This is a genomic window from Stenotrophomonas sp. YJH_SMC_101-4 (genome assembly GCF_059370395.1).
The window spans coordinates 1,039,721-1,063,963 of record NZ_JCAFTP010000001.1 but is presented as its reverse complement, the minus strand read 5'-3'; the positions used below and the strand labels follow the sequence as shown (position 1 = coordinate 1,063,963).

Annotated in this window: 23 protein-coding genes and 1 pseudogene; all 24 read right to left on the bottom strand. The window is 66.6% G+C overall.

Annotation, left to right across the window (positions count from 1 at the left end; translation table 11 throughout):
• Position 1 precedes the first annotated feature (1 nt).
• Positions 2-337, bottom strand: coding sequence for a flagellar motor switch protein FliN (fliN, locus tag AC5P8D_RS04920; protein ID WP_005409543.1), 336 nt, complete (start codon positions 335-337; stop codon positions 2-4).
• A complete protein-coding gene (fliM, locus tag AC5P8D_RS04915) occupies positions 334-1,338 on the bottom strand; it encodes a flagellar motor switch protein FliM (protein WP_010482429.1) in 1,005 nt (334 codons plus the stop codon). Before fliM ends, fliN begins: the two co-directional genes overlap by 4 nt.
• 10 nt (positions 1,339-1,348) lie before the next feature.
• Positions 1,349-1,864: a flagellar basal body-associated FliL family protein gene (locus AC5P8D_RS04910; RefSeq protein WP_005409545.1), complete on the bottom strand. Its 516-nt coding sequence runs from the start codon at positions 1,862-1,864 to the stop codon at positions 1,349-1,351.
• Between the two features lie 174 nt (positions 1,865-2,038).
• Complete coding sequence (locus tag AC5P8D_RS04905; RefSeq protein WP_329760148.1) at positions 2,039-3,184, bottom strand: flagellar hook-length control protein FliK; 1,146 nt, start codon at positions 3,182-3,184, stop codon at positions 2,039-2,041.
• Positions 3,184-3,651, bottom strand: a complete 468-nt coding sequence (fliJ, locus tag AC5P8D_RS04900) for a flagellar export protein FliJ (protein ID WP_159360108.1) — start codon at positions 3,649-3,651, stop codon at positions 3,184-3,186. The genes AC5P8D_RS04905 and fliJ overlap by 1 nt, the downstream gene beginning before the upstream one ends.
• A 3-nt stretch (positions 3,652-3,654) precedes the next feature.
• Positions 3,655-5,040 (bottom strand): FliI/YscN family ATPase, encoded by a 1,386-nt coding sequence (locus AC5P8D_RS04895; RefSeq protein WP_010485933.1) that lies wholly within the window; start codon positions 5,038-5,040, stop codon positions 3,655-3,657.
• Positions 5,037-5,678: a FliH/SctL family protein gene (locus AC5P8D_RS04890; RefSeq protein ID WP_159360109.1), complete on the bottom strand. Its 642-nt coding sequence runs from the start codon at positions 5,676-5,678 to the stop codon at positions 5,037-5,039. The genes AC5P8D_RS04895 and AC5P8D_RS04890 overlap by 4 nt, the downstream gene beginning before the upstream one ends.
• Complete coding sequence (gene fliG / locus AC5P8D_RS04885) at positions 5,675-6,661, bottom strand: flagellar motor switch protein FliG (RefSeq protein ID WP_024958226.1); 987 nt, start codon at positions 6,659-6,661, stop codon at positions 5,675-5,677. Before fliG ends, AC5P8D_RS04890 begins: the two co-directional genes overlap by 4 nt.
• Positions 6,662-6,668: 7 nt before the next feature.
• The gene (fliF, locus tag AC5P8D_RS04880) at positions 6,669-8,315 is read right to left on the bottom strand and encodes a flagellar basal-body MS-ring/collar protein FliF (protein WP_010485928.1); all 1,647 of its coding nucleotides are present in this window, start codon (positions 8,313-8,315) and stop codon (positions 6,669-6,671) included.
• A gap of 13 nt (positions 8,316-8,328) precedes the next feature.
• Complete coding sequence (gene fliE / locus AC5P8D_RS04875; protein WP_005409552.1) at positions 8,329-8,694, bottom strand: flagellar hook-basal body complex protein FliE; 366 nt, start codon at positions 8,692-8,694, stop codon at positions 8,329-8,331.
• A 560-nt stretch (positions 8,695-9,254) separates the two neighbouring features.
• Entirely contained in the window at positions 9,255-10,760 is a 1,506-nt protein-coding gene (locus tag AC5P8D_RS04870; RefSeq protein WP_495203132.1) for a sigma-54 dependent transcriptional regulator, read from the bottom strand.
• Positions 10,757-11,134, bottom strand: a complete 378-nt coding sequence (locus tag AC5P8D_RS04865) for a response regulator (RefSeq protein ID WP_010485922.1) — start codon at positions 11,132-11,134, stop codon at positions 10,757-10,759. Before AC5P8D_RS04865 ends, AC5P8D_RS04870 begins: the two co-directional genes overlap by 4 nt.
• A gap of 14 nt (positions 11,135-11,148) precedes the next feature.
• The gene (gene rpoN / locus AC5P8D_RS04860; protein WP_197579697.1) at positions 11,149-12,558 is read right to left on the bottom strand and encodes an RNA polymerase factor sigma-54; all 1,410 of its coding nucleotides are present in this window, start codon (positions 12,556-12,558) and stop codon (positions 11,149-11,151) included.
• A gap of 323 nt (positions 12,559-12,881) precedes the next feature.
• Positions 12,882-13,514: a response regulator gene (locus AC5P8D_RS04855; protein WP_010485918.1), complete on the bottom strand. Its 633-nt coding sequence runs from the start codon at positions 13,512-13,514 to the stop codon at positions 12,882-12,884.
• 91 nt (positions 13,515-13,605) lie between these two features.
• Positions 13,606-14,184, bottom strand: coding sequence for a PilZ domain-containing protein (locus tag AC5P8D_RS04850; RefSeq protein WP_010485910.1), 579 nt, complete (start codon positions 14,182-14,184; stop codon positions 13,606-13,608).
• Positions 14,181-14,471: a hypothetical protein gene (locus tag AC5P8D_RS04845; protein WP_197579701.1), complete on the bottom strand. Its 291-nt coding sequence runs from the start codon at positions 14,469-14,471 to the stop codon at positions 14,181-14,183. Before AC5P8D_RS04845 ends, AC5P8D_RS04850 begins: the two co-directional genes overlap by 4 nt.
• Complete coding sequence (gene fliS / locus AC5P8D_RS04840; protein WP_088610801.1) at positions 14,468-14,887, bottom strand: flagellar export chaperone FliS; 420 nt, start codon at positions 14,885-14,887, stop codon at positions 14,468-14,470. The genes AC5P8D_RS04845 and fliS overlap by 4 nt, the downstream gene beginning before the upstream one ends.
• A 125-nt stretch (positions 14,888-15,012) precedes the next feature.
• Positions 15,013-16,353 carry a flagellar filament capping protein FliD gene (fliD, locus tag AC5P8D_RS04835; protein WP_312392820.1) on the bottom strand — a complete coding sequence of 447 codons (1,341 nt, stop codon included), beginning with the start codon at positions 16,351-16,353 and terminating at the stop codon, positions 15,013-15,015.
• A 183-nt stretch (positions 16,354-16,536) separates the two neighbouring features.
• The gene (locus tag AC5P8D_RS04830) at positions 16,537-17,340 is read right to left on the bottom strand and encodes a flagellin (protein ID WP_414615422.1); all 804 of its coding nucleotides are present in this window, start codon (positions 17,338-17,340) and stop codon (positions 16,537-16,539) included.
• Between the two features lie 269 nt (positions 17,341-17,609).
• Positions 17,610-18,087, bottom strand: a pseudogene (locus tag AC5P8D_RS04825) (flagellin N-terminal helical domain-containing protein); the annotation flags it as partial.
• A gap of 221 nt (positions 18,088-18,308) precedes the next feature.
• The gene (locus tag AC5P8D_RS04820; RefSeq protein ID WP_197579707.1) at positions 18,309-19,862 is read right to left on the bottom strand and encodes a flagellin N-terminal helical domain-containing protein; all 1,554 of its coding nucleotides are present in this window, start codon (positions 19,860-19,862) and stop codon (positions 18,309-18,311) included.
• An 87-nt stretch (positions 19,863-19,949) separates the two neighbouring features.
• A complete protein-coding gene (flgL, locus tag AC5P8D_RS04815; RefSeq protein WP_495203131.1) occupies positions 19,950-21,158 on the bottom strand; it encodes a flagellar hook-associated protein FlgL in 1,209 nt (402 codons plus the stop codon).
• Positions 21,155-23,035 (bottom strand): flagellar hook-associated protein FlgK, encoded by a 1,881-nt coding sequence (gene flgK, locus AC5P8D_RS04810; protein ID WP_312392818.1) that lies wholly within the window; start codon positions 23,033-23,035, stop codon positions 21,155-21,157. The genes flgL and flgK overlap by 4 nt, the downstream gene beginning before the upstream one ends.
• 8 nt (positions 23,036-23,043) lie before the next feature.
• The gene (flgJ, locus tag AC5P8D_RS04805; RefSeq protein WP_312392817.1) at positions 23,044-24,243 is read right to left on the bottom strand and encodes a flagellar assembly peptidoglycan hydrolase FlgJ; all 1,200 of its coding nucleotides are present in this window, start codon (positions 24,241-24,243) and stop codon (positions 23,044-23,046) included.

The window sequence follows — 24,243 nt, the reverse complement described above, 5'->3', positions numbered from 1 at the left end:
CTCAACGCAGTCTCCGGATCCGCTCACTCGGGCTGACCACATCGGTCAGGCGCACGCCGAAGCGGTCATTGATCACCACGACTTCGCCATGGGCGATCAGGGTGCCGTTGACGAACACATCCAGCGATTCGCCGGCGCCGCGTTCCAGTTCCACCACCGAGCCCTGGTTGAGCTGCAGCAGGTTGCGGATCGGCAGGCGAGCGCGACCGACTTCCAGCGACAGGGTCACCGGCACGTCCAGGATCACGTCCAGGTTCAGGTCCGGACCGTTCGCCTCATCGGCCTGCAGGCTGCTGAACTGGGCCGGGGTCGGTTCGAGGGCGTCGATATCGTTCATTGCGGGTCTTCCTGGATGACGGGTGCGCGCGGGCGGGTGCCCGGCGGATGGGTAGCGGTGATCTTCACGGCGTTCATGCCGTTGGCGATGCCGAACTCGCCGGTGAACACGGGAATGTTCTCCACGCACAGCGGCACCTGCGGGCTGAGTTCGATCGGCAGGATGTCGCCGACCTTCAGCTGGGTCAGGTCGCGCAGGGTCATGCGCTTGCTGGCCAGCACGCTGGACAGGGTGACTTCGGCGATGTTGAGCTGTTCGCGCAGTGTCTGGCCCCAGCTCTCGTCGCGATCATTGCGGTCGCTCTGGATGCCGGCGTCGAGCAGCTCGCGGATCGGCTCCAGCATCGAATACGGCAGGGTCACGTGGATGTCGCCGCCACCGCCGTCGAGCTCGACGTGCAGGCGGCACACCACCACGTACTCGCGCGGCGTCACGATGTTGGCGAAGTGCGGGTTGATCTCCGAGTTGATGTACTCGAAGTCGACATCCATCACCGGTGCCCACGCCTCGCGCAGGTCGGCGAAGGTCTGCTTCAGCAGCAGGTGGATCACCCGCATTTCGGTAGCGGTGAACTCGCGGCCTTCGATGCGGGTGGGGTAGCGCCCGTCACCACCGAAGAAGTTGTCGACGATGGCGAACACCAGGGTCGGTTCGAACACGATCAGGCCGGTGCCGCGCAGTGGCTTGAAGCGGATCAGGTTCAGGTTGGTCGGCACATACAGCGAGTGCATGTAATCGTTGAACTTGATCAGCTCGATGCCGCGCACGGACAGTTCGGCCGAACGCCGGATCAGGTTGAACAGGCCGATCCGCCACAGGCGCGCGAAGCGCTCGTGGACCATTTCCAGGGTCGGCATGCGACCACGGATGATGCGGTCCTGGCTGGCGAAGTCGTACGAACGGGCCTCGCCGGAGGGCGGTTCCGGATCGGTCTCGACCGCGCCACTGTCCACGCCGTGGAGCAGGGCATCAATCTCGTCCTGGGACAGCAGGTCATTCATCGGTGGGCCCTTACTGGGTCACGAAGCTGGTGAACAGCAGATCGTCGGCGCCGTTGCTGCCGGTCTCGGCCTTGAGCACCTTCTGCACCTCGGCCAGCGAGGCGGCCTGCAGCTTCTGCTTGCCGGCGACGTCGGCGATCTGATCGGGGCTGACCTGCGAGAACAGCATCAGCAGGCGTGCGCGGATGGCCGGCGCATGGGTCTTGATCGCTTCCAGCGCGGCCGGGTCACGGGTCATCAGCTGTACTTCCAGCTGCAGGTAGCGCGGACCGTCGACCGGGCCGTTGAGGTTGACCACGAACGCAGGGTCCAGCGCGAAGTACTGCGCCGGTGCCGGAGTGCTGGCCTTCTTCGGGGCCTGCGCGGTCTTCTCTTCGTGCTTGGACTGGGTGAAGAACCAGACGCCGCCACCGGCGGCAGCGGCGGCCAGTACGGCCACCAGTGCGGTGATCAGGATCGGACTACGCGGCTTGGCGGCCTTGTCCTTCTCGGCGGTCTTCTTGGTTTTGTCAGCGGCTGCGGCCACGGGGTGAAGCTCCTGAGGGTTGCTTCACCGGGATATGCAAGGGGTGTGCCAGAGCCGGGGCAGAGGGATGCGACGGAATTCCGTCGGGGTGCCTGTATCGGTAGCGCCGGGCCATGCCCGGCGGAGGGTTGGGGCTCCGCCGGGCATGGCCCGGCGCTACCCGCTCGCGCGGTGTCAGGCGTATGCGTCCAGCAACCCGCGCTGGCGGATCAACTGCGCGGACGACAGGCTGGCGTCGCCTGGCGACGGTTCTCCGTCACCTGCCATGCCGCCGCCACCGGACTGGCCCGTCGCATTGCCGCCACCGCCGGGGGCCTGGTGGCCGACATCGGCATGAGCAAGCTGGAAGCCCTGTTCGCCCAGCAGTTCACGCAGGCGTGGCAGGCTGCTTTCCAGTGCCTGGCGCACGTCCACATGCGGGCTGCTGAAGCTGGCGTGCACCTTGTCGCCGTTCAACTGCAGGCGCACGTCGACCGGACCCATGTCGTCCGGACTCAGCCGGATGTGGGCATGGCCGATCTTCTGGTCGGCCAGCCAACCCAGGCGCGCACCGATTGCCTGGTCGAAACCATCGTCGCCGAGCACCGGCTTCGGTGTCGGTTCGCCATTGAAGATGGCATTGCCCGTGGCCAGCGCGGCCTTCAGATCCTGCACAGCCGCGTTGCCCGGTGCATGCAGGAGCGGCGCCGTGGCGCGGTCGCCGATGAGGGTTGCGTCGCTGCCTTCACCGCGCTCGCCGCGCTTACCGGGCAGCACCAGCTCAGGCAACGGCAGAGTGGTCGCCTGGTCGGCCCCATTGGGGGCGTCGCCTTCGGCGGTGGCCGTAGCGGTCGCCGCTGCTGTGGAGGGCAGGGCTGCTGCGACCGGCAGTGCAGCGGGCGAGGGCAGTGCGTTGCCGTCTGCATCGGTGGCCGTCGCCACTGCTGGCAGAGCGGCGGCAGGATCGGCAGGCGTCGGTACCGCCAGTACCAGTCCTGCCAGGCCGAGCGGCGGCCATGGGGCTTCCTCGGTCGTCGCCGAGGCGTCCTTTTCGGCAGCGGGCCTGGCTTGCACCGGGGGCACCGTCGCCGCGGTCTCTTCGGGTACGACAGCGCTGTCCGGCCTGCGCTCGGCGCTGGACTGGCCATTGCTGTCGGATGCCGGCCCCTGTGCAGGCGACGTGGGCATGTTCGAGGGCCTGGAGGATCCATCGGCGCCCGGCGCACCACCCTGCAGCAGCTGGCTGAAATCCTTGCTGCCCTCACCGCGTGGCGCGCGCGTTGCGCTGCTGCCGGAATTCTGCGGCTGCGCGTTGGCGCTGCCGGCCAATGGCGCGGGCATCACGCGCGGCCTCCCTGCTCGGCGCCGTCCTGGTCTTCGATCTGTACCAGGCGGGCGCGGCGGGCACCGATGTCATCCATCTCGCGCTGGTCGCGGCGGTCCGTCACCACCTTCTCCTGTGCGCGGTAGCTGGCGGCCAGTTGTTCCAGCACGGCCTTGTCACGGCTGGCCAGGATCAGCCGGGCGCGCTCGGCTTCCACCTTCTCGCGGTTGCCATTGACCGTGGCCTGCTGCTGTTCGACCGCACTGTCGAGGCGGTCGAGAAACGCGCGCCGGTTCAGCAGCTGCGCCGGGCTGGTCGCCGCCATCTGCGCATTCGCATACTCCTCGGCGTAGCGGCGCAGTTCGTCCAGTCGCGACAGATGGGTATCGAGCACGCGCTGGCGTTCGGCCAGATCGCGGGCCACCGCGTCCTCGTGTTCCTGGGCCCGCTTCAGCAGGGGATCGATGCGCTTGGACTGGTTCATGGCTTAACTCTCTTGTTCCACCAGGCGCTGCAGCGCCGCCTGGCTGTGCGGGAGATCTGCGGCCTTGGCAACGTCCTGGCCGAGGAACTCCATGATTTCCGGCCAGCGTTCCAGGGCTTCGTCGGTGGCCGCGTCGTTGCCGCGCTGGTAGGCACCGATGGCGATCAGGTCGCGGTTGGCCGAGTAGGCCGAGACCAGTCGCTTCAACTTGCGGATGCGCAGGCGCCACGGCTCGTCGGCGATTTCCGTGACCACACGGCTGACCGACGATTCGACGTCGATGGCCGGGTAAAGGCCGCTGTCGGCCACGCGCCGCGAGAGCAGGATGTGGCCGTCGAGGATCGCGCGCGCTGCATCGGCGATCGGATCCTGCGGATCATCGCCTTCGGTCAGCACCGTATAGAACGCGGTGATCGAGCCACGGCCCTTGGCGCCGTTGCCGGCGCGTTCGACCAGTGCCGGCAGCTTGGCGAACACCGACGGTGGGTAACCACGGGTGGTCGGCGGCTCGCCGACCGACAGGCCGATCTCGCGCTGCGCCTGGGCGAAGCGGGTCAGTGAGTCCATCAGCAGCAGCACGTTCAGGCCCTGGTCGCGGAACCATTCGGCGATGGCGGTGGCACGGTAGGCGCCGTGCAGGCGCGCCAGTGGCGGCCGGTCGGCGGGGCTGGCCACCACCACGGCGCGGCGCAGTCCTTCTTCGCCCAGCGTGGTCTCGACGAAATCGCGGACTTCGCGGCCACGTTCACCGATCAGGCCGACCACGATCACGTCGGCGGCGGTGTAGCGGGTCATCATGCCCAGCAGCGTCGACTTACCGACGCCAGAACCAGCGAACAGGCCGACACGCTGGCCGCGGCCGATCGGCAGCAGCGCGTTGATCGCACGCACGCCCACGTCCAGCGGCTGGGTGATCGGTTCACGTGCCAGCGGATTGATCGACACGCCGGCCATGCCGACATGGCCCTCGGCGCGGATCGGGCCCTTGCCGTCCAGCGGCACGCCGTCGCTGTCGATGACGCGGCCGAGCAGGCCTTCGCCCACTTCAACGCCGCCACGGCGTGCGGACGGCACCACCCGCGCATTGGGCAGCAGGCCGTGCAGTTCCGCGCTCGGCATCAGGTAAGTGCGCTCGCCGGCGAAGCCGACCACTTCGGCATCGACCCAGCCACCATCGACCACTTCCACCTTGCAGCTGGCACCCAGCGGCGCTTCGCAGCCGACCGCTTCCAGGGTCAGTCCGACCGCGCGGCGCAGCACGCCTTCGCGGATCAGGCCACGGCCATGGGCGGTATCCACGCGCAGGCCATCGAGCCGACGGGCCAGGCGCAGGTTGCGGGCGATGGCCCAGTCGGCCGGTGGCGGCGTCGGCTGCGGATCGGGGGTCATGCATTGGCTCCGGTCTGGCGGATCACCGCGTCCAGCGCGCCTCGCAGGCGGGCTTCCAGGGTGCCGTCGATGCGCACGGCTTCTGCGTGCACGCGAAGATCGCCGCGGCTGAGGCTGGTGTCTGGCACCAGGCGTTGTTGTGGCGGCAGGCTCAACAGCGGGGCAAGGGCAGCGATGTCGTCCGGGTGCAGTCGCACTTCGACCTCGCGGGTGCTGCCGCCCACCGCGTCGATCGCCTCACCGACCAGCTGTGCCAGCAGTGCCGGGTCAGCTTCGTAGGCGCGGCCGACCAGCGCGCCAGCGATGCGTACCGCCAGTTCGCCCAGTGCGCCGACCACTTCGTTCTCCAGCCGCACCAGCGGTCGGCTGAAGTTGTCGAGGATGCCTTCGATCTGCGCGGCGAGGCGACGCACTTCCGCCTGTCCCTGGCCGTAACCTTCGCTATGGCCGTGCTGGAAGCCTTCCTTCTCGGCGCTGTCCTGGATGGCCTGGATTTCCTCCAGGGTCGGCAGCTGCAGCGGTGGCTCGGGTTCGTGTTCCGGGTGCGGCTCGGTGAGTTCGAACGCATCCTCCTGATCCAGCACCGGGTCGGGCTGGGCCAGCAGGTCCGGGGCAAGCCAGCGCACGACGTTGCTCACAGCATGGCCTCCGCGCTGCCACCAATGGTGACGGTGCCTTCATCGGCCATGCGCTTGACGATGGCCAGGATCTCGCGCTGCGCGCCTTCCACGTCGGACAGGCGCACCGGGCCACGGGCTTCCATGTCTTCCAGCAGGATCTCGGCCGCGCGCTGCGACATGTTGCGGGTGATCTTGTCGCGCACCTTGATGTCGGCACCGCGCAGGGCCAGGCCCAGGCGCTCGCCGCTCACTTCGCGCAGCACCAGCTGCATCTCGCGGTCGTCCAGGTCCACCAGGTCGTCGAACACGAACATCAGGTCCTGGATGCGGTTGCTCAACGGCGCATCGATGCGGGCGATTTCGCCCAGGATCGCCTGGTCCTGGCCGCTGTCCATGAAGTTCAGGATGTTGGCCGCGCACTGCACGCCGCCGATGTTGGACGACTTCAGGTTCTGGTTGCCGGCGAACTGGCGCTCCATGATCTCGTTGAGTTCATTGAGTGCGTTCGGCGGAATGCCGTCGAGCGTGGCGATGCGCAGCAGCACGTCCACGCGGGTGCGGTCCGGCAGCAGCTTCAGCGCGTCGGCGGCCTGGTCGGTTTCCAGGTGCGCCATCACGATGGCGATGATCTGCGGGTGCTCGTTGCGCACCAGATCGGCCACCGCGCGCGGGTCCATCCACTTCAGCGCGTCCAGCCCGGTGGTGTTGCGGCCGAGCAGGATGCGGTCGATCAGGTTGCCGGCCTTCTCGCTGCCCAGCGCCTGCACCAGCATGTTGCGGATGTAGTCGTCCGAGCCCACGCCCAGCGAGGTCTTCGAGCCCAGTTCCTGGCCGAACTGGTCCATCACCCGTTCCACCTGTTCGCGGGTGATGTCGGTCATGGTGGCCATGGCGATGCCGATCTTCTGCACCTCCTTGGGTTCCATGTGGCGCAGCACTTCGGCTGCATCCAGCTCACCCAGGGACAGCAGCAGCACGGCCGCGCGCTGCACGCCGGTCAGTTGTGCCTCAGTCATTGGCCACCCAGCCCTTGACCACCTGGGCCACGCGCTTGGAGTCGGTCTTCACGGCTTCACGCGCCATCCGCAGTCGTTCCTCATATGAATCCACCGGCAGGGCCAGTGCATCCGGCCCGCCCAGGCTGGCCCGGTCGGCGCCCAGCGCCGGCAGCGGCATGCCATCGTCATCGACCAGCTGCACGTCCGCGGTGTGCGGTTCCAGTGCCTGTTCGTCGTTCTTCCTGTTCTGGCCGGTGATCGCACGCAATGCCGGGCGCAGCACGCCGAACAGCAATGCCAGCACCACCACGGCGCCCAGCAGCATGCGGCCGGCATCGTGCACCCACGGCAGCTCCCACCAGGCCGGGCCTTCGACCGGCGTGGTATCACGCACGAACGGGGCGTTCATCACCGATACGGTGTCGCCACGCTCGGCATTGAAACCGACGGCCTGCTTGACCAGTGCCTCGACGCGGGTCAGTTCGGCGGCCGACAACGGCTGCGGGCTGACCTTGCCGTTGGCACCGGCGCGCGGCACGTTGTCCACTAGGACCGCCACCGAGACGCGCTTGATGCGGCCCGCCGGCTGACGGGTGTGCTGCAGGGTGCGGTCCAGCTCGTAGTTGCGGGTCGCGTTCTTGCTGCTTTCGGTCGGCGCCTGCGCGGTGGCCGGCGCGGCCTGCTGGCCCGGCGGGCTGTTGCTGGTCGCGCCCGGCACGCCCTGCGGGCCCGGGGTGCTGGTGGTGTTCTCGCTCATCTGCTCGCTGCGCAGCTTCTGCGGTTCGCCGTTGTAGAGCTCACGGGCTTCCTCGGTTACCGAGAAATCCATGTCCACGCTCACTTCCGGGTTGACGCGGCCGGGGCCGGTCATCGGCTCCAGCAGCTCGCGGATGCGCTGGTTGAACGAGGTTTCCTGGCGGCGCACCTGTTCGAACTGGGCAGCGTTGACCGCCGCCTCACTGTTCGGGTCGCTGACGCTGAGCATGCGCCCGCTCTGGTCAACCACGGTCACCCGTTCCGGGGCGAGATCCGGGATGCTGGCCGCGACCATGTGCACGATGGCGTCCACCTGGCTGCGTTCCAGCTGCTGGCCGCCACGCAGTTCCAGGGTCACCGAGGCGCTGGCCACGTCACGCTGGCGGGTGAAGGCGCTGGGCTTGGGAATGGCCAGGTGCACGCGCGAATCGCGCACCGGGCGCAGCGTGTTGATGGTGCGCGACAGCTCGGTTTCCAGCGCATGCTGGTAGCGCGCGCTTTCGACGAACTGGCTGACGCCGAAGCCCGGGTCGCGCTCCATCAGCTCGAAGCCGAGCTTGCCGCTGTCGGTCAGGCCGGAGCCGGCCAGCTTCAGGCGCGCGTCGTGCAGGTTCTTTTCCGGCACGGTGATGCCACCGGTGGCCGGGTCGAGCGCGAACGGAATCTGCGCGGCGCGCAGCAGGTCGGTCGCTTCAGCGGTCGCCTTCTGGTCCAGGCCGGTGTACAGCGGGACCATGCCCGGCTTCTGCGACCAGAAGAACACGGACAGGCCTGCCGCCACCGCCACCGCGATCATCGCCATCAGGCCCAGCCGACGGGTGATCTGCAGACTCTGCAGGCGGTCGAACCATTGCCCGGCCTTTTCGGCGTTCAGGCTGTCCTTGGAGAGCGTCAGTGCCATGCGTCTCTATTCCTTACAGCGGCATGTTCATCACGTCCTGGTAAGCCTGGACGAGACGGTTGCGGACTTCCACGGTGGCGCGGAAGGCGATCTGGGACTGCTGCGAGGCGACCATCACCTTGGCCAGGTCGGCGCTGGGGTCGCCCATTTCGAAGGCCTTGGCCAGCGCGCCGGATTTCTGTTGCGCATCGTTGACGCCGGCAATCGCACCACGCAGGGTTTCGGTGAAGCTGGCCGGCTGGGCCTGCGGTGCGTCCAGCACCGTGCCCGGCAGGGCGTTGCTGCGCGGCGTTTCGCCCAGCGGGTTGAGCGCCGGCTGTCCCATCTGGGTCTGATAGGAGCGGATCTGCGAAAGGATCGAAGTGACGGAGTGGGACATCTGCAACGGTTCCAGAAACAGGGGATGGGGTTGTCTGCTGGAGCCAGTGCAAGTGCCGTGCCGAAACCGGTTTTCGATTCAGTGAAGTGAGGGTTGGGGGGGGCTGGCAGGGCTGCGCCCTGCACCCGCCGAAGTAACGGCAAAGGCCGGAGCAACGGCAGAAGCTGGATTCCTGAGGTTGGCGGGGTGGGTCCGGTGGCGGGGGACGCCGTAAACCCGTCCTTGGGAGCTTGGCCGCGGCATCCATGCCGCGGACACCCCCGCAACCGGACCCACCCCGCCTTCGACAGTTTCCCGCTGCTGTCGGAGCGGCATGAGCTGCTCTTGGTGGGTGTCGACCTTGGTCGACACGCTTGATCCACGGCATGGATAGATAGATGGCGCGTTTCTGGGCTGTGACGCGCCATTTAACCGGCGTCGGTTTTCTGGCCTACGGCTGCGGTGTCCAGCGGGCGGCGTTCTGGCGCTGTGGATGCGCAGGGATCCGACTCCGGGTTCTGGAAACACGAACGCCCGGGCAAGCCCAGGCGTTCGTGCCCCCTTCATGTGGGTGACGCGCTTCAGCCGGCCAGTTCGGCCTGCTCGCGTTCGATGCCGTACTTGCGCAGCTTTTCCACCAGGGTGGTGCGGCGCAGGCCAAGCAGCTGGGCGGCGTGGGCGACAACGCCCTGGGTGCGTTCCAGTGCTTCGTTGATCAGGCCCAGTTCGATGTTGGCCATGTGGTTGCGCAGGTCCAGGCCGTCGTCGGGCAGGGCCGCCGGGGCTGCGGCGCGATTTACTGCGATGCCATGCTCCAGCGCCGGTTGGCTGCCGCCGCCCGGGGTATGGAACGAGAAGCTGCGCAGGTCGAGGCGTTCTTCACTGGTGGCCGGCTGTGCCGGTGCCGGCGTGGCAACGGCGGCCAGTGCGGCGTCACCACGGTAGCGGGCCGGCAGGTCCTGCACGCGCACCGAGCCGCCTGGATGCAGCACCGCCAGGCGCTCGACCAGGTTGGTCAGTTCGCGCACATTGCCCGGCCATTCGTAGCCGGCCAGGGCCTGCAGGGCTTCCGGGGTGAAGCGCACTTCGCCACGACCGGTGCGCGCCAGCTGTGCGGCGATGGTTTCCACCAGCGCCGGCAGGTCTTCGCGACGCTCGCGCAGGGCGGGCACGTCGATCGGGAACACGTTGAGGCGGTAGAACAGATCCTCGCGGAACTTGCCTTCGGCGATGCGCGTTTCCAGATCGCGGTGGGTCGCGGCCACGACGCGCACGTTGCAGCGGATGGTCTGGTTGCCGCCGACGCGCTCGAAGCTGCGTTCCTGCAGCACTCGCAGCAGCTTTACCTGCATCGGCAGGCTCATGTCGCCGATTTCGTCGAGCAGCAGGGTGCCGCCCTCGGCCATTTCGAAACGCCCCTTGCGGGCGGTCAGTGCGCCGGTGAACGCACCCTTTTCGTGGCCGAACAGTTCGCTTTCCAGCAGGTCCGGCGGAATGGCGCCGCAGTTGATCGCCACGAACGGGCCATCACGGCGCGGCGAGCGCTGGTGGATCGCACGCGACACGACTTCCTTGCCGGTACCGGATTCGCCCAGCACCAGTACGGTGGTATCGAACGCGGCGACCTGCTCGATCATGGTACGCAACGCAGTCACCGCCGGGCCGTTGCCGGTCGGGCCTTGATCCTGCGCGGCACCGGCCTGGTGCTCGGCGTCCAGGCGCTTGAGGCTGGCGCGGCGCAGCAGGGCTTCCATCTGCGCATGGCGCAGCGGCGTTTCCAGCGGCCAGATGTTGGCTTCGTGCAGGCCGTGCTGGCGGGCAAACGTTACCCCGTCACCATCGGCCAGCAGCACCGGCGGCGGCAGGCTGCTGCCACCCAGCCAGTTGTAGAGTGCGGTGCTGGCGGCGTTGTCGTCCAGGCTGCCGACGATCACCGCCATCCAATCGTTCTGGCGCTGGCGACCCAGGTCGAAGTCGGCCGCGTCGGACACCCAGCGCGGGTTGAAGTCCATGAATTCCAGCAGGGCAACGGTGCGCTCTGCGCGCACGGCGTCGTTGTCCAGTACCAGGATGCGCGATTCGCTCACGATCGATCCTCCCTGAGGCCTTCCAGGATCGGCATGACTTCCTGGATGTAGGACAGCTTGCTGACGAAATTGTCGGCGCCGGCGCGCAGCGCGTGCTCGCGGTGCTCGGCGTCGTCAAAGTGGCTGGCGATCACGATGTACGGTGCATCGTCCTGCGACTTGATCAGGCGGGTGGCCTGCAGGCCACCCATCTCCGGCATGGCCAGATCCATCAATACGACCTGCGGGCGCAGCGTTTCCGAACGCTCGATCGCTTCCAGGCCATTGCCGGCACTGCCGACGATCTGCAGCCAGTCGATCTTGCGGAAATGGCGCATCGCCGCATTGATGAAGCCCTCGTGGTCATCGACCAACAGGACCGTGAGCTTGTTCATGTCCAACATCCTTTTCAGCCCACCCGGGCCAGCTGCGGTTGCCTGGCGCCAAGCCGGCGCCGTTCACGGGCCGGGGCGATGTCCAGTTGTTCTCGGTATTTTGCGACGGTTCGGCGGGCAATGTTCACCCCCTGGCGCGACAGCAGGCCGGCGATGGCCTCGTCGGCCAGCGGCCGGCCGGCCGGTTCGGCGTCGATCAGGCGGCGGACCATGGCCTTCACGGCCTGGCCGGAGACGCTGGCGCCTTCCAGGCGCACGGCGAAGAAGTGCTTCAGTTCGAAGGTGCCGCGCGGGGTCTGCAGGAACTTGCCGGTGGTGATGCGCGAGACGGTGGACTCGTGCATGCCGATTTCCTCGGCCACTTCCTTCAGGGTCAGCGGGGCCATCGCCTCTTCGCCACGCACCAGGAAGGCGGCCTGGCGCTCGACGATCACCCGCGCGGTGCGCAGCAGGGTGTCGTAGCGCATCGACAGGCCGCGGCTGAACCAGCGCGCCTCCTGCAGCATCTCGCGCAGTGCCGGCGCGGCTTCGCTGGTTTCGGCCAGCGCCTGTTCGTACTGGCTGTTGATCGAGACGCGGCGGCTGGTGGCCGGGTTCAGTGCCACCTTCCATTGCCCATCGGCGTGCCAGGCCACGACGTCCGGCACCACCACCGCGTTGCGTTCGGGCAGCAGGCTGTCGCCCGGGCGCGGCTGCAGCGAGAGGATCAGGCGCACCGCCTCGCGCACGTCGTCGATCTCGGCGTCGTGCTGGCGGGCGAGGGCAGGGTAGTCGTGGGCGGCCAGCGCATCGAGCGCGCCATCGAGGATGCGGGCGGCCAGATGGCGAGCGGGGACCACGCCGTGCAGGCTGCGCAGCTGTGCCTGCAGGCCTTCGCGCAGGTCCTGCGCGGCCATGCCAGCGGGTTCTCCGTGCAGCAGCTGCTGGCGGATGGCTTCCACGCCGTCGGCCGCGATATCGAACTGGGCGCTGGCCAGCAACTGCAGCTGGCCCAGCGGTGCCTGCAGGTAGCCGGCCTCGTCGCAGTGATCGAGCCAGAACGCGGCCACCGCCAGTTCGCGGTCGTCCATGTCCAGCGACAGGCGCTGAAGCACACGCAGCTGCGGGTCGGTCGATTCGCCGGCGGCAATGCGCGCCATGCGGTCGTCGTCGCCGTCCTGCCAGCTGGCGCCGGCCACGTCCCACATCGAAGACTCCGGCAGCTCGTCGAAGGCGGCGGTGTCCATCGTCGTGGCGCTGGCCTCGGTGGCATCGGCTGCGGGCGCGTCGGCCTCTTCGATCTCCAGCAACGGATTGGAGTCCAGCAGGCGCTGGATTTCCTGTTCCAGGTGCAGCCCATCGAGCTGCAGCAGCCGGATCGACTGCAGCAACTGCGGGGTAAGGTGAAGTTGTTGGCCCAGCTGGGTCGAGAGTGCAGCCTTCATCGTGGTTCCCCGGCACCGCTCCCCGGCGCCTTGTGGAACGCATCTTGCTTTTGATCCGGCGGGGGCGGAATCAGGGGGTTCCTGAGGGGCTTCGTGAATGTCCTGACAGGATGTAGGGGTATTCCCTACATCGGCGCGGAATGTTGACGATGATCGCGCCTAAGTTGCTGATTTTCGGTGTGGTTGCCGGGTTGACCGGGCTGCGCCGTGTACGGGTTCCTGTCGGAGCGTGTCAGGGTGACGGGAATTCGTCGCCGGTGCAGTGCCGGGCAGGGGTCAGATCCCTTTCCTGCGGAAAGGGATCTGACCCCATTCGCAGGCAATCACTCCAGCTCGTGCTGGTGGCGCGCGGCCAGCAGCAGCAGATCGTTGGCGCGGCGGCAGCCGAGCGACTCCATCATGCGTGCGCGGTGGGTCTCCACCGTCTTGACGCTGATGCCGAGGTCGGCGGCGATCTCCTTGTTGCTCTCACCCTTGCCGATGCGGCGCAGGATCTCGCGCTGGCGCGGCGACAGTGCGGCGATGCCGGTAGGTTTCTCGCGACCGAGCATCGGTGCCAGCATCTTGGCGGAGATCTGCGGGCTCAGGAACACCTGTCCGGCGTGCGCGGCACGCAGCGCCAGTTCCAGCTCCTGCGGCGCCGCATCCTTGACCAGGAACCCGACCGCGCCGCGATCGAGTGCATCGCGCACGTGCGCGGCGTCGTCGTGCATGGTCATCATCACCACCCGCGTGCCGGGAGCGCGCAGGCGGATGTCACTGAGGGCTTCCAGGCCGGTGCGGCCGGGGAGTGACAGGTCCATCAGGACCACGTCCGGGGCGTGCTGCAGGGCCAGCTGCAGTGCCTGCTCGGCATTGCTGGCCTCGGCGACGAGCTGCACGTCGGCAAACCCCTGCAGCAGCCGCGCCAGGCCGGCGCGGACCAGGGTGTGATCGTCGACGATGAGAACTCGCACAGGCACGTTGGAGGTCCGTGAGGGGAGTCCACCTTAACTTAGCTGAACGGGCGCGCCAAGGCTTGCCCATCCGCCGCCATGGTGGCAGGTTTCAACGGGCGCGGCGTGCTTCGGCCACCTGGCGGCGATGCAGGCGGAACAGATGCCGCTCCATCGCCATCTCCAGGCCATCGCCAAGACGCTGGAAACGCAGCCACAGGTAGTGACCACCGCCACCGTCCGCCGCTTCGGCGATCACTTCCACCGGCAGGTCGATATGGTCGGGCAGCCAGTCGCTGGGCTGCAGGCGCACCAGGCCAGCCTGTCCGGGGCTGGCGCCGCTACGCGGGCCCAGCTGCAGGCGGATGCCGCGGCGTGACCAGCGCACGGGGCGCAGGGTCAGTTCCTGGCCCTGCTGGCGTACCAGCCGGCCCAGCAGCACCATCGCCAGATCCAGCTTGGCTTCCAGCCGCTGCAGCTGCAGGCTGGACTCATTGCGGTCGTCGTGCTCGTCGACACGGCTGTCCTCGACCAGGGCCAGGCTGCGCAGCAGGCCCTCGGCACTGCTGGTACGGCCAGCGGCGCTGCCTGCCTGGAACTCGGCCGGCAGGGCCAGCTCGCAGCTGAGCGTTTCGTCGAACAGCTCGCTTTCGGCCGGATGGTGCAGCGACGTGGTCGGCAATTGGGTCATGCCAGCGATTCTGCCTGCAGGTAGGCATGTGCCGCGCGAAGGGAGCGGCCGGTGTGCTTCAGGTGCGCGGCGGCTTCGTCGCGCAGGGAGATCATGCGTGCCAGCACGCGTTGCTGGTGGTCGCGCAACGCGAGGATGGACGCATCACTGGGGCGCTCGACAACCAGCGACAGCGCGGCAACTGCTTCCAGGTGCGCGGCCATCAGGCGCTCGCTGGTTTCGTGGTCCTCGCCTGGCAGGCTTGCTTCCAGTGTATCGAGGGCGTCATGCATCGATTGCAGGTTCATGGCCCCACCGCCTTGGTCACCTGGCGCTGGTCTGCCGGAATTGCGTTCCATGCAGAGTCGATCTCCACCATCAAGCCCAGCGCTTCCTTCAGCGCGGTTGGATCGTTGTGCAGGTTGCCCTCGGTCAGGCGCATGATGACGAAGTCGTACAACGCCGACAGGTTGCCGGCAATCTCACCACCGGCTTCATGGTCGAGCGAGCCGTTGAGGTGGCCGACGATGGCGCAGGCTTCGCCGATGGCCTTGCCCTTGCGCGCCTGGTCATTGCGCTGCAGCGACGCTTCAGCCGTGCGGATGCGCTCGCAGGCACCGGCCAGCAGCAATGCCACCAGCTTGTGTGGATCGGCATCGACGACCGAGGTGGTCACGCCGACTTTTCGGTACTGCTCGGCGAACTGCCGATTGGAACCGTACATAGGGGAAGTCTCCTGGAATGCCTGCCCATCCGCGTGGGTGGTGGGATTCGGCACGGGTCTAACGGGTTATCGGCCCAGCCGGGGCTCTACTTGAGCGCCGACTGCGCCGGAAAAATGCCTGGAAATCAGTTGCCGAGCTGCTGGATCAGCGAGCCGCCGGCCGATTGCATCTGCGTGACCATCTTTTCCATCGCGGTGAACTGCTTGGTGTAGCGGTCGGCCACCTTTTCCATGTTCTTGTCCAGCTCGTCCAGCTGCTTTTCGAGCGCCTTGATCTGCTTGTTCAACGTCGCCGTGCGCTGGGTGATCGTGCCGGTGGTCGCGTCCAGGCTGCTCTTGAGCAGTTCGGTCATCGGTTTGCCCAGTGCGCCCTCTGCACCGAACAGTTTGGTGGCGGCCTCGGGGTTCTTGGCCAACGCCGTGTCGAGCTTGGCGCCATCAAGGCTCATGCTGCCATCGGCAGCAATGGTGATGCCCAGATCCTTGAGATCGTTGACGTTCGCACTCAGCTGGGCGCGCAGCTGCTGCTGCAGGCCGCGGACCATGGCATCTCCGGTCATGGTCGATGCAGTGCGCGTCTCGGCGTTGTAGGCGCTGGAGCTCTTCAGTGTCGCCTGAATGCCGTTGTAGGCGGTGATGAAGGCCGTGAGGTTGGTCTTCAGCGTGCTGTTGTCCGGAGTGACGGTCAGCGTCTGCGTCTCGCCTTCCTTCGCCTTGGTCAGGGTGAGGCTGATGCCGGGCACCAGATCGGTGATGGTGTTGGAGCTGCTGGTGCGGGTGAAGCCATCCACCACGACCACAGCGTCCTTGGCGGGCACCATCTCGGTCATCTTCGACGCCGATGTGCCGTCATAGGCCAGTTCGGAGAGTCCGCCATTGCCGCCACTGGCGCTGACCTTCAGCGCGCCCTTGGTGCCGGAATCAACGGCGGTCAACACCAGGTGCATGCCATCGTCGGCGGTAACCACGGCCGCGGTGACGCCCTTGCTCTCGGCGGCGGAGTTGATTTCGGCCGCGATCTTCTCGAGTGTTGCGCCGGGTTCGATGTTCACGCTTATGGACTTGTCGCCGTAGCCGATCGTCAGCGTACCGTCGCCAACCACGGCATCCTTCGTATAGGCCTTGGAGCTGAGCTTCTGGTTCTGCGCCAGGGATTTGACTTCCACCTGGTGACTGCCTGCGGCGGCCTTGCCTGCGGTGGTGCTGGTATCGAGGGTGGCAGTGAAGTTCGATTCGGTCGGCGTGCTGACCTTCAGGCCGGGGGTGGCCACACCCTTGACCAGGGTCTTCAGCGCGCTCTGCAGGCTGGTCATTCCGCTTTTGATGGTGCCAAGCGCCGACAGCTTGGCACTGGCGGCAACGCCTGCCGAGTTGATCTGCTTCTCCCGGGGCTCGCGTTCCTTGGCGGTCAGCTGTGCAACCAGGTTGGGAATGTCGAGGCCGGAACCAATCGTGCCGATGGCCATGAGGGGAATCCTTTTTCTTGGACGGGCCGTGCGGGTGTGCTGCACCTGCTATCGGCCTGGGAGGGGCGAGCTTGAGCGTGGAAACGCTCTCCAACCATGTGCAAGGCCCATGCCAATCCGCCTCCGGACACGAAGAAGGGGGCTTTCGCCCCCTTCCCGTTGTTGCCTCCTGCTACCGCTGGATCAGCGCAGCAGGCTCAGCACGTTCTGGCTGGACTGGTTGGCCTGGGCCAGCATGGCGGTACCGGCCTGCTGCAGGATCTGGTTGCGGGTCAGCTCGGCGGTTTCCGAGGCGTAGTCCACGTCGCGGATGCGGCTGCGGGCAGCCGACATGTTCTCCGACGAAGTGTTCAGGTTCGCAACCACCGAGGTGAAGCGGTTCTGGATCGCACCCAGGTCGGCGCGGGCGGAGTTGATCGAGTTCAGGGCGGCGTCCATTGCCAGGATGGCGTTGTCCGCACCGTCCTTCGAGGAGATGTCGAGATCGGCAAATCCTTCAGCGGCCTTGCCTGCCGTGAACTTGGCGGTGCCGGTGGCCAGGCCGGTAGCATCCTTCAGCTTGTCAGCGGTCAGGCTGCTCTTCACTTCGAAGTCGGCCTTTTCCGAGGTCAGCTGCAGCTTGCCTTCCACCAGCGAGGCGGTGACACCCGTCTCGTGGGTCTTCGCATTGATGGCGTTGACCAGTGCGGTGCTACGATCGCCTGCAGTCTTCGATGCGCCGACGGTGATGTCAACGAAGCCCGAACCGTCACTCTTGCTGATCTGAAGTTCACCAGCAGCAACACCGGTCGAGAAGTCTGCTGCCTTTGCTACCTGGGTGGCCACGGCAACATCAACGCCAGCTGCAACAAACGGAGCGCCAGTGATCTTGAATGCTTCGCCCGAGTTGGAGATGGTGATGGCGCCGGAGGCAACAGAGGTGGAGACGCCAGCCGCCGCGAGTTCGCTGGACTTCGCAGCCAGCGCGTTTCCGATGTTGGTGACCATCGACGCTCTGGCAGCAGCGACATCTGCGCCTCCAGTCACCCCTGCCACGTCGATCTTGACGCCGGACACATTGAACGAGAATGCATCGTACGTCCTCGCTCCGTCAGCGCCAGTTGCGTCTACGAGGCTGGCCCCATCGATCGTGCCGGCCGTCGCGTTCGCAACAGCGTCCTTGGCGCCACCCACCGGTACGGCGCCGGTGGCGGTGGCGGCCTTGGACGCGGTGGTCCAGTTGCCCAGCTTGCTGATGTTGGCGTTGGCGACCTGCGAGATGTTGATCGTCTGGCCCTGGTTGGCGCCGATCTGGAAGGCCTGGTTGGTGAAGGTGCCGTCCAGCAGGTTGGTGCCGTTGAAGTTGGTCTGTTCGGCGACGCGCTGGATTTCCTGCTTCAGCAGCTGCACTTCGGCGTTCAGGGCCTGGCGGTCGGAATCGGAGTTGGTGGCGCTGCGCGACTGCACGGCCAGCTCGCGGACGCGCTGCAGGTTGTTGCCGATCTCACCCAGCGCGCCTTCGGCGGTCTGGGCCAGCGAGATGCCATCGTTGGCGTTGCGGGCAGCCTGGTTGGCGCCGCGGATCTGGGTGCTGAAGCGCTCGGAGATCGCCAGGCCGGCGGCATCGTCCTTGGCGCTGTTGATGCGCATGCCCGAGGACAGGCGCTGAATGGTGGTGGCCAGGTTGGCGCCGCTGGTGCCCAGGTTGCGCTGGGCGTTCAGCGACATGGTGTTGGTGTTGATGACTTGTGCCATGGTGCGGTTTCCTTGTAGGCAGTGTGTCCGGCAGAGCAGCCTGACCGGTTTCGGGGGGCAGTGGCTGGCGTCCCCCCAAGGGGTGTGCTACCGCTGCTGAAATCAATAACGGCACTACCCCTCCGGCCTTTAGCGGAGTTTCGATCCTTTTTTCTCGGGTCAAACGAAAAGGCCCCGCCATCTGCATGGCGGGGCTTGGTTCCAGCTCGGTGGTGCGGGTATTACGACTGCAGCAGGCGCAGTACGTTCTGCGGCACCTGGTTGGCCTGGGCCAGCATGGCCGTGCCAGCCTGCTGCAGGATCTGCCCACGGGTCAGTTCGGCGGTTTCCTGTGCGTAGTCAACGTCGCGGATGCGGCTGCGCGCAGCCGACAGGTTCTCCGAATTGGTGTTCAGGTTGGCGATGGTCGAGGTGAAGCGGTTCTGGATCGCGCCGAGGTCGGCACGCGCCGAGTTGACGGACTGCAGCGCGGCATCCATCGCGAGGATGGCATTGTCGGCGTTGGCCTGGTTGGAGATGTCCAGTTCGGCAAAGCCGGTCTGCGCCGTGCCTGCAGCGAACGACGTGCCATTGGTGGCGCTGCTGCCTGCCGTCAGGCCAGTGGCATTGGCCAGCGCGGTGGCGCTCAGCGAGCCACCAATGGTGAAGTTGCCTTCCTTGTTTTCCAGCTGCACCTTCCCGTCGATCAGCGATGCGGTGACGCCGGTTTCGTGGGTCTTGGCGTTGATGGCGTTCACCAGCAGCGTGTTGCGCTCCGAGGCGTTCTTGGCAGCGCCCACGTTGATGTCGACCACGCCAGTGCCGTCGGCCTTGGTCAGCGTCAGCTGGCCGGCAGTGATGGCGGGGAAATCAGCAGCGACTGCAGGTTTGCCAGTGCTGTGATTACCAATGAATGGTGCATTTGCGAAGCCCTCGCCAGCACCCGCTCCCGTCATGATGATCTCAAGATCGTTTCCGTCGGCGCGCGAAAAGTACAACGGACCGCCGGTGCTTGAGACGCTACCTGTACGCGTAATTCCCGCTGCAGCGAGTGCATCTTGCTTCTGATCGAGCGCATTCGCGATGTTTGCAGCCGTGACTACTGCGCCAGCGGGTGCAGAGTAGATCTCGATTCCACCTACCGAGAAAGTGAACCCGGTTGATCCTGCAGTCACATCCGTGAAAGCACCCGACGGACCAACAGTCGTCGGAACCGCAGCCTCGGCGCCGCCGGTTGCTGTCTTTCCTGCCACGCTTGCCGGGGTCGAGGCGCTGGTCCAGTCGCCGAGCTTGTGCACATTCGCATTGGTGATCTGCGAGATGTTGATGGTCTGGCCCTGGTCCGCACCAATCTGGAAGGCCTGGTTGGTGAAGCTGCCGTCCAGGAGGCTGGTGCCGTTGAAGTTGGTCTGCTCGGCAACGCGCTGGATTTCCTGCTTCAGCAGCTGCACTTCGGCGTTCAGCGCCTGGCGGTCCGAAGCCGAGTTGGTGGCGCTGCGGGCCTGAACGGCCAGTTCGCGGATGCGCTGCAGGTTGTTGCCGACTTCGCCCAGTGCGCCTTCAGCGGTCTGTGCCAGCGAGATGCCATCATTGGCGTTGCGCGCGGCCTGGTTGATGCCACGGATCTGGGTGGTGAAACGCTCGGAGATCGCCAGGCCGGCGGCGTCGTCCTTGGCACTGTTGATGCGCATGCCCGAGGACAGGCGCTGGATCGAGGTGGCCAGCGAGCTGCTGCTGGTGGACAGGTTGCGCTGAGCATTCAGCGACATGGTGTTGGTGTTGATGATCTGTGCCATGGTGCTTCTCCGTGGTTGCTCGGTCTGTTTCGTTGTGGAAGGCGCGGGGCGCGCCGTGCTGGAAGGCGGATGGAACGGGGAAAGGGACTAGCGGATCTTGCTGAACAGGGACATCGCCTGCATCTGGCTGAAGATCGTCTGGGCGGCTTGAAGTGCGGCGGTCTCCAGCTTGTATTGGCCGATGGCATCGGCGTAGTCGAGGTCCCGCATCGTCGAGAGCGTGCTCTTGACGGTGACGGCAGTGGCTTCGCGGGCGCTGGCTGCGGTATCGATGGCGGCCAGCTGGGCGCCGCCCTTGGCGCGGGCGTCGATCATCGTTTCCGAGGCCCGGTTGAGGTCGCGGATGCTGGACTGCAGGGTGTTCTGCAACGCCGTGCGCTGGCTTTCAGTGGACGGGTCGGATTCCAGTGCGGCGACCAGTTTGTCCAGGGTGGAGAAGATGTCGCGGCTACCCGCGTCGCTGACGTTGAATTGATCACCTGCGGCTGGGTTGCCTTCGATGCGCATGCGCACGCCGCCAACGACGATGTCTTCGCCGGGCTTGTGGGTGCCGCTGCCGACCACCGTGCCGCTGCCATCAACCACCTCATAGGCGCCTTCGGCAGTGCCGGTGAAGCGGACGTTGAGCGTGCCACCGGCCCAGCTGCCGCTGCCGTCACGGCTGACCGAGGTCAACAGGCCACTGCCGGTGTTGCCGGCAGCGGCGCTGGCATCCACACGGCCATCGCCGGTGGGGATGCGCATGAAGATCTCGCTGCCGGGCAGGGCGTCGGAGACCAGCTGGCCGGGCGCAACCTCCACCTGCCGCTGGTTCTGGTCGCCGCTGTAGGTGACGGTGCCGCCGCTCCGCTGGAACGGGGCGTCAGCATCGTTGCTGCCACCGAAGAGATAGCGGCCGCTGCCGTCCCGGGAGTTGGCCAGCGACAGCAGGCTTTCCTGGATGGTCTTCAGCTCGCTCACGATTGCCTTGAGGTCACTGGCCTTGGGCACCGGGCTGTTGGCCTGGATGCTCAGCTCCACGGCGCGCGACATCAGCTCATTGACCTGTGCCAGAGCGTTCTCCTGCAGGCCAAGTCGGTTCTGCACGCTGTTGGCGTTCTTGCCGAGCTGCTCGAGCCCTGCCACGACGCGGTCCAGGCCGACGGCCGTACCCGCAGCGACCGGGTCGTCCTTGGCGGAGGTGATCTTGCTGCCAGTCGCGATCTGCTGCTCCAGGTTGCTGATTTTCGACTGCTTGGCGAGCATCAGTGACACCGACTGGTTGAACATCATCCCGGTGGAAATTCGGCTGCTCATCGACGGACGGCTCCCAGGATGGTCTGGAACATGTTGTCGGCGGTGGAGATCAACTGTGAGGCGGCCTGATAGGCCTGTTGCAGACGCAGCATGTCGGCCGCTTCCTCATCCAGATTGACGCCGGAGATCTCGTCGCGCGCGGCCTGGGCTTTGTCCGTGATGACCTGCTGTGCGTCCAGCGAGTACTCGGCCGAGCGTGCAGCGGCACCCACCTGCGTTGTCAATCCACCAAGCGCTCCGTTGAGCGTGACGTTGCCCCCGTTGAATGCCTTGGCGTCCTCGACCTTGGCCAGCTTTGCCGCATTGCTGTTGTCCGACGAACCTGCAGGGGTAGGGCTGATGCTGAAGGTGTCGCCGACCTTCGGCGCACCGTCCAGCACGAAGCTCCAACCATTGGCGCTGATGGTCTGGCCTGGGGTATAGGTCTGCGGCGGCCCACCGTTGATGGTGTAGGTGGTCGCCGAGGTGAACACGATTGCGGCGGGGTCGCGCAGGTTCGGATTCGACGCGTCGTTGACGGCGACGCCCGTCAGCTTCCCGGTGCCCGTGTTGGCCAATGCAGCCGTGCCCTTGACCGCAGCAGCGGCAGCGATGCGGGAGGGATCGGTGATGGCGGTTTCGAGGCTCCCGGCCACGCCCGCCGTGGGCTGCAGCAGAAAACGATCATTGGCCGCCGGGGTGCCACCGACCACCAGCTTGACGCCATTGATCACCAGCGGATCGGCAGCGGTGCCAGTGCCCGTCAGTGCAACGGTGGCACCCGTGTCGGCGCGGGTGGCCTGCCACTGGGTTCCATCGAACTTGAGGACGATGTTCTGTGCCTCGAGCTTGGACAGGTCGCCGTAGGTCGCGCTGAGGCTGCCGGTTCCGGTATTGCCCGCGTTGGGCGTAACGCGCGGGTTGCCGATGTTGAAGAAGTCGCCCCCCATCTTGCCGTACAGGTCGACGCCCTGGTGGTGGGCCTGGTTGAAGGATTCGGCCAGGCCGACGGCGAGCTTGCCGAGTTCGGCCTGGGCCGGGGTCAGCACGGTGTCGCGGAACTCCAGCATGCCGCCGATCTTTCCGCCCACAGCCTTGGGGTCGAGCGTGATGGTATTGCCTTGTGTCTCCAGCGCCAGCTGCAGGCGCTCGGGCTGGTACGGATCGGTCACCGTGGTGACCTTGGACGCCGTCGTGCCCACCACCAGCGCATTGCCACCAGCGGTGTAGACGTTCATCACGCCACCGTCCTGGACAACGGCGGTGCCTCCGGTGTAGCCGATCAGCTGCGAGATCAGCTGATCGCGGCGATCAAGCAGGTCCGGCGCAGCATTGGCGATGTTGGTGCCGATGGCTCCGTTGATCTGCGCAATCTCCTGCGCCAGGCGATTGACTTCCGTGGCACCGGCGATGAGTCCGTTGTTGACCTCGCTGCCGAGGTTGTTCATCTGCGTGTTGAGCTGCACGAAGCGGCTTGCCAAGGCCTTGCCACCATCGAGCAGGCTCTGCCGATCGGCCGTGCCGGCCGCGTTCGACGAGAGGCCGCTGACGGCATCGAAGAAGTTGGACCAGGAGCCGGCGACATTCGTGGCCGGGTCCGAGAACAGGGCATTCACCCGGTCGGCCATGCCGGAGAGCTGCTTCAGGCGCGCCAGCTCACCGCTGCTGTCGAGCAGGCGCGAGATGGCCAGCTGGTCGGCAGCGCGGCGGATGTCGGTGATGCGGGTGCCGCTGCCAACGTCCCCAAAGCCGTAGTTCTGCGGATCAGACGTGGCGAAGTCGACCTTCTGCCGGCTGTAGCCGGGGGTGTTGATGTTGGCGACGTTGTGGCTGGTGGTCGCCAATGCACGCTGGAAGGCGAGCAGGGCACCGGTACCGGTGGAAAGTACGCTGGACATGGGGTTCCTCAACGACGAGTGATACCCAGCGCCGCAGTTGCGGTGCTGGCGAAGGTCTGGCCAAGGCGCGAGCCGGCATCGGCGACGGCGCTGACGGCGCGCTCGATGGTCGGTCCGCCGGCGATCGCGGCGATCTTGGCCGCATAGCGTGGATCGGTGGCATAGCCGGCGCGCTGCAGGCCGCGGGCGAAGCCCTGCACGTCGGTGCCGGCCTGAAGGGCCTGCTGGTAACGCGGGCTGGTCTTCAGCAGGCGCACGTAGTCGGCGAAGCTCTCGGCCGGCGAACTGTAGGCGCGGAAGCTGGCGGTCTCGTTGCGGCGCACGCCATCGACATATTCGTGGGTGCCGGCCGTGGCGCGCTGGCCGTTCCAGCCATTGGCCTTGATGCCGAACAGATTGTGCGAGGTGCTGCCGTCGGCATGCTTGATGTGGCGCTTGCCCCAGCCGGTTTCCAGCGCCGCCTGGGCGACCAGGGCGCGGGCATCCACGCCCAGCTCCTTGGCTGCGCTCTGTGCGTGCTGCCAGATGCTGGCAACGAAACCTTCCGGGGTGTGTTCGCCCAGCTGGGCGACGGCGGTGCGCGTGGCCATCGCATCGGCTGGGCTGATGGCCGTGCCGCGGTTGCTGGCGGTGGCCGACCACTGGTCGCTGCTGGCGGCCCAGTCCTCGCCCTGCAGGCTGCCGATGTACGGATCTTCGGTGCCCAGCGAGCGGTGCATGCTGCTGCTTTCGCGGCCGGCGATCAGGTCCAGGGCCTGCTCCATCGGCGCGACAGCCGCGTGTGCACCCTGCTGTGCACCGGCGGCCATCTGCTGCAGCAGGCGCACGGCCTGGCTGCCATCTTCCAATGGCAGCGACGGTGCCGGCTTGGCCGGTGCATTGAGCTGGTAAGCACGGCTGGCCTTGGCCGGGTCCACGCGGGTATCCAGCGCCGGACCCTCGGCGGCCTGCCCGGACAGCTGGCGGCTGATCATGCCGGACAGGCCCAGGCCCTTGCCGCGGGTCATCGCCTCGGCAATCTTCTGGTCGTACATGTCGCGGAACATCTTGTTTTCGCCGGGGAACAGCGAGTCGCCGAAGCTGGCGTCACGCATGCTCTTGACCAGCATCTGCGCGAACTGGCCTTCCAGTTGGCGCGCGACCTTGTCGATCTTGGCCGGATCGTTCTGTTGCGCCGGGTGCAGATCGAATGCGGGATTGATGCGCAT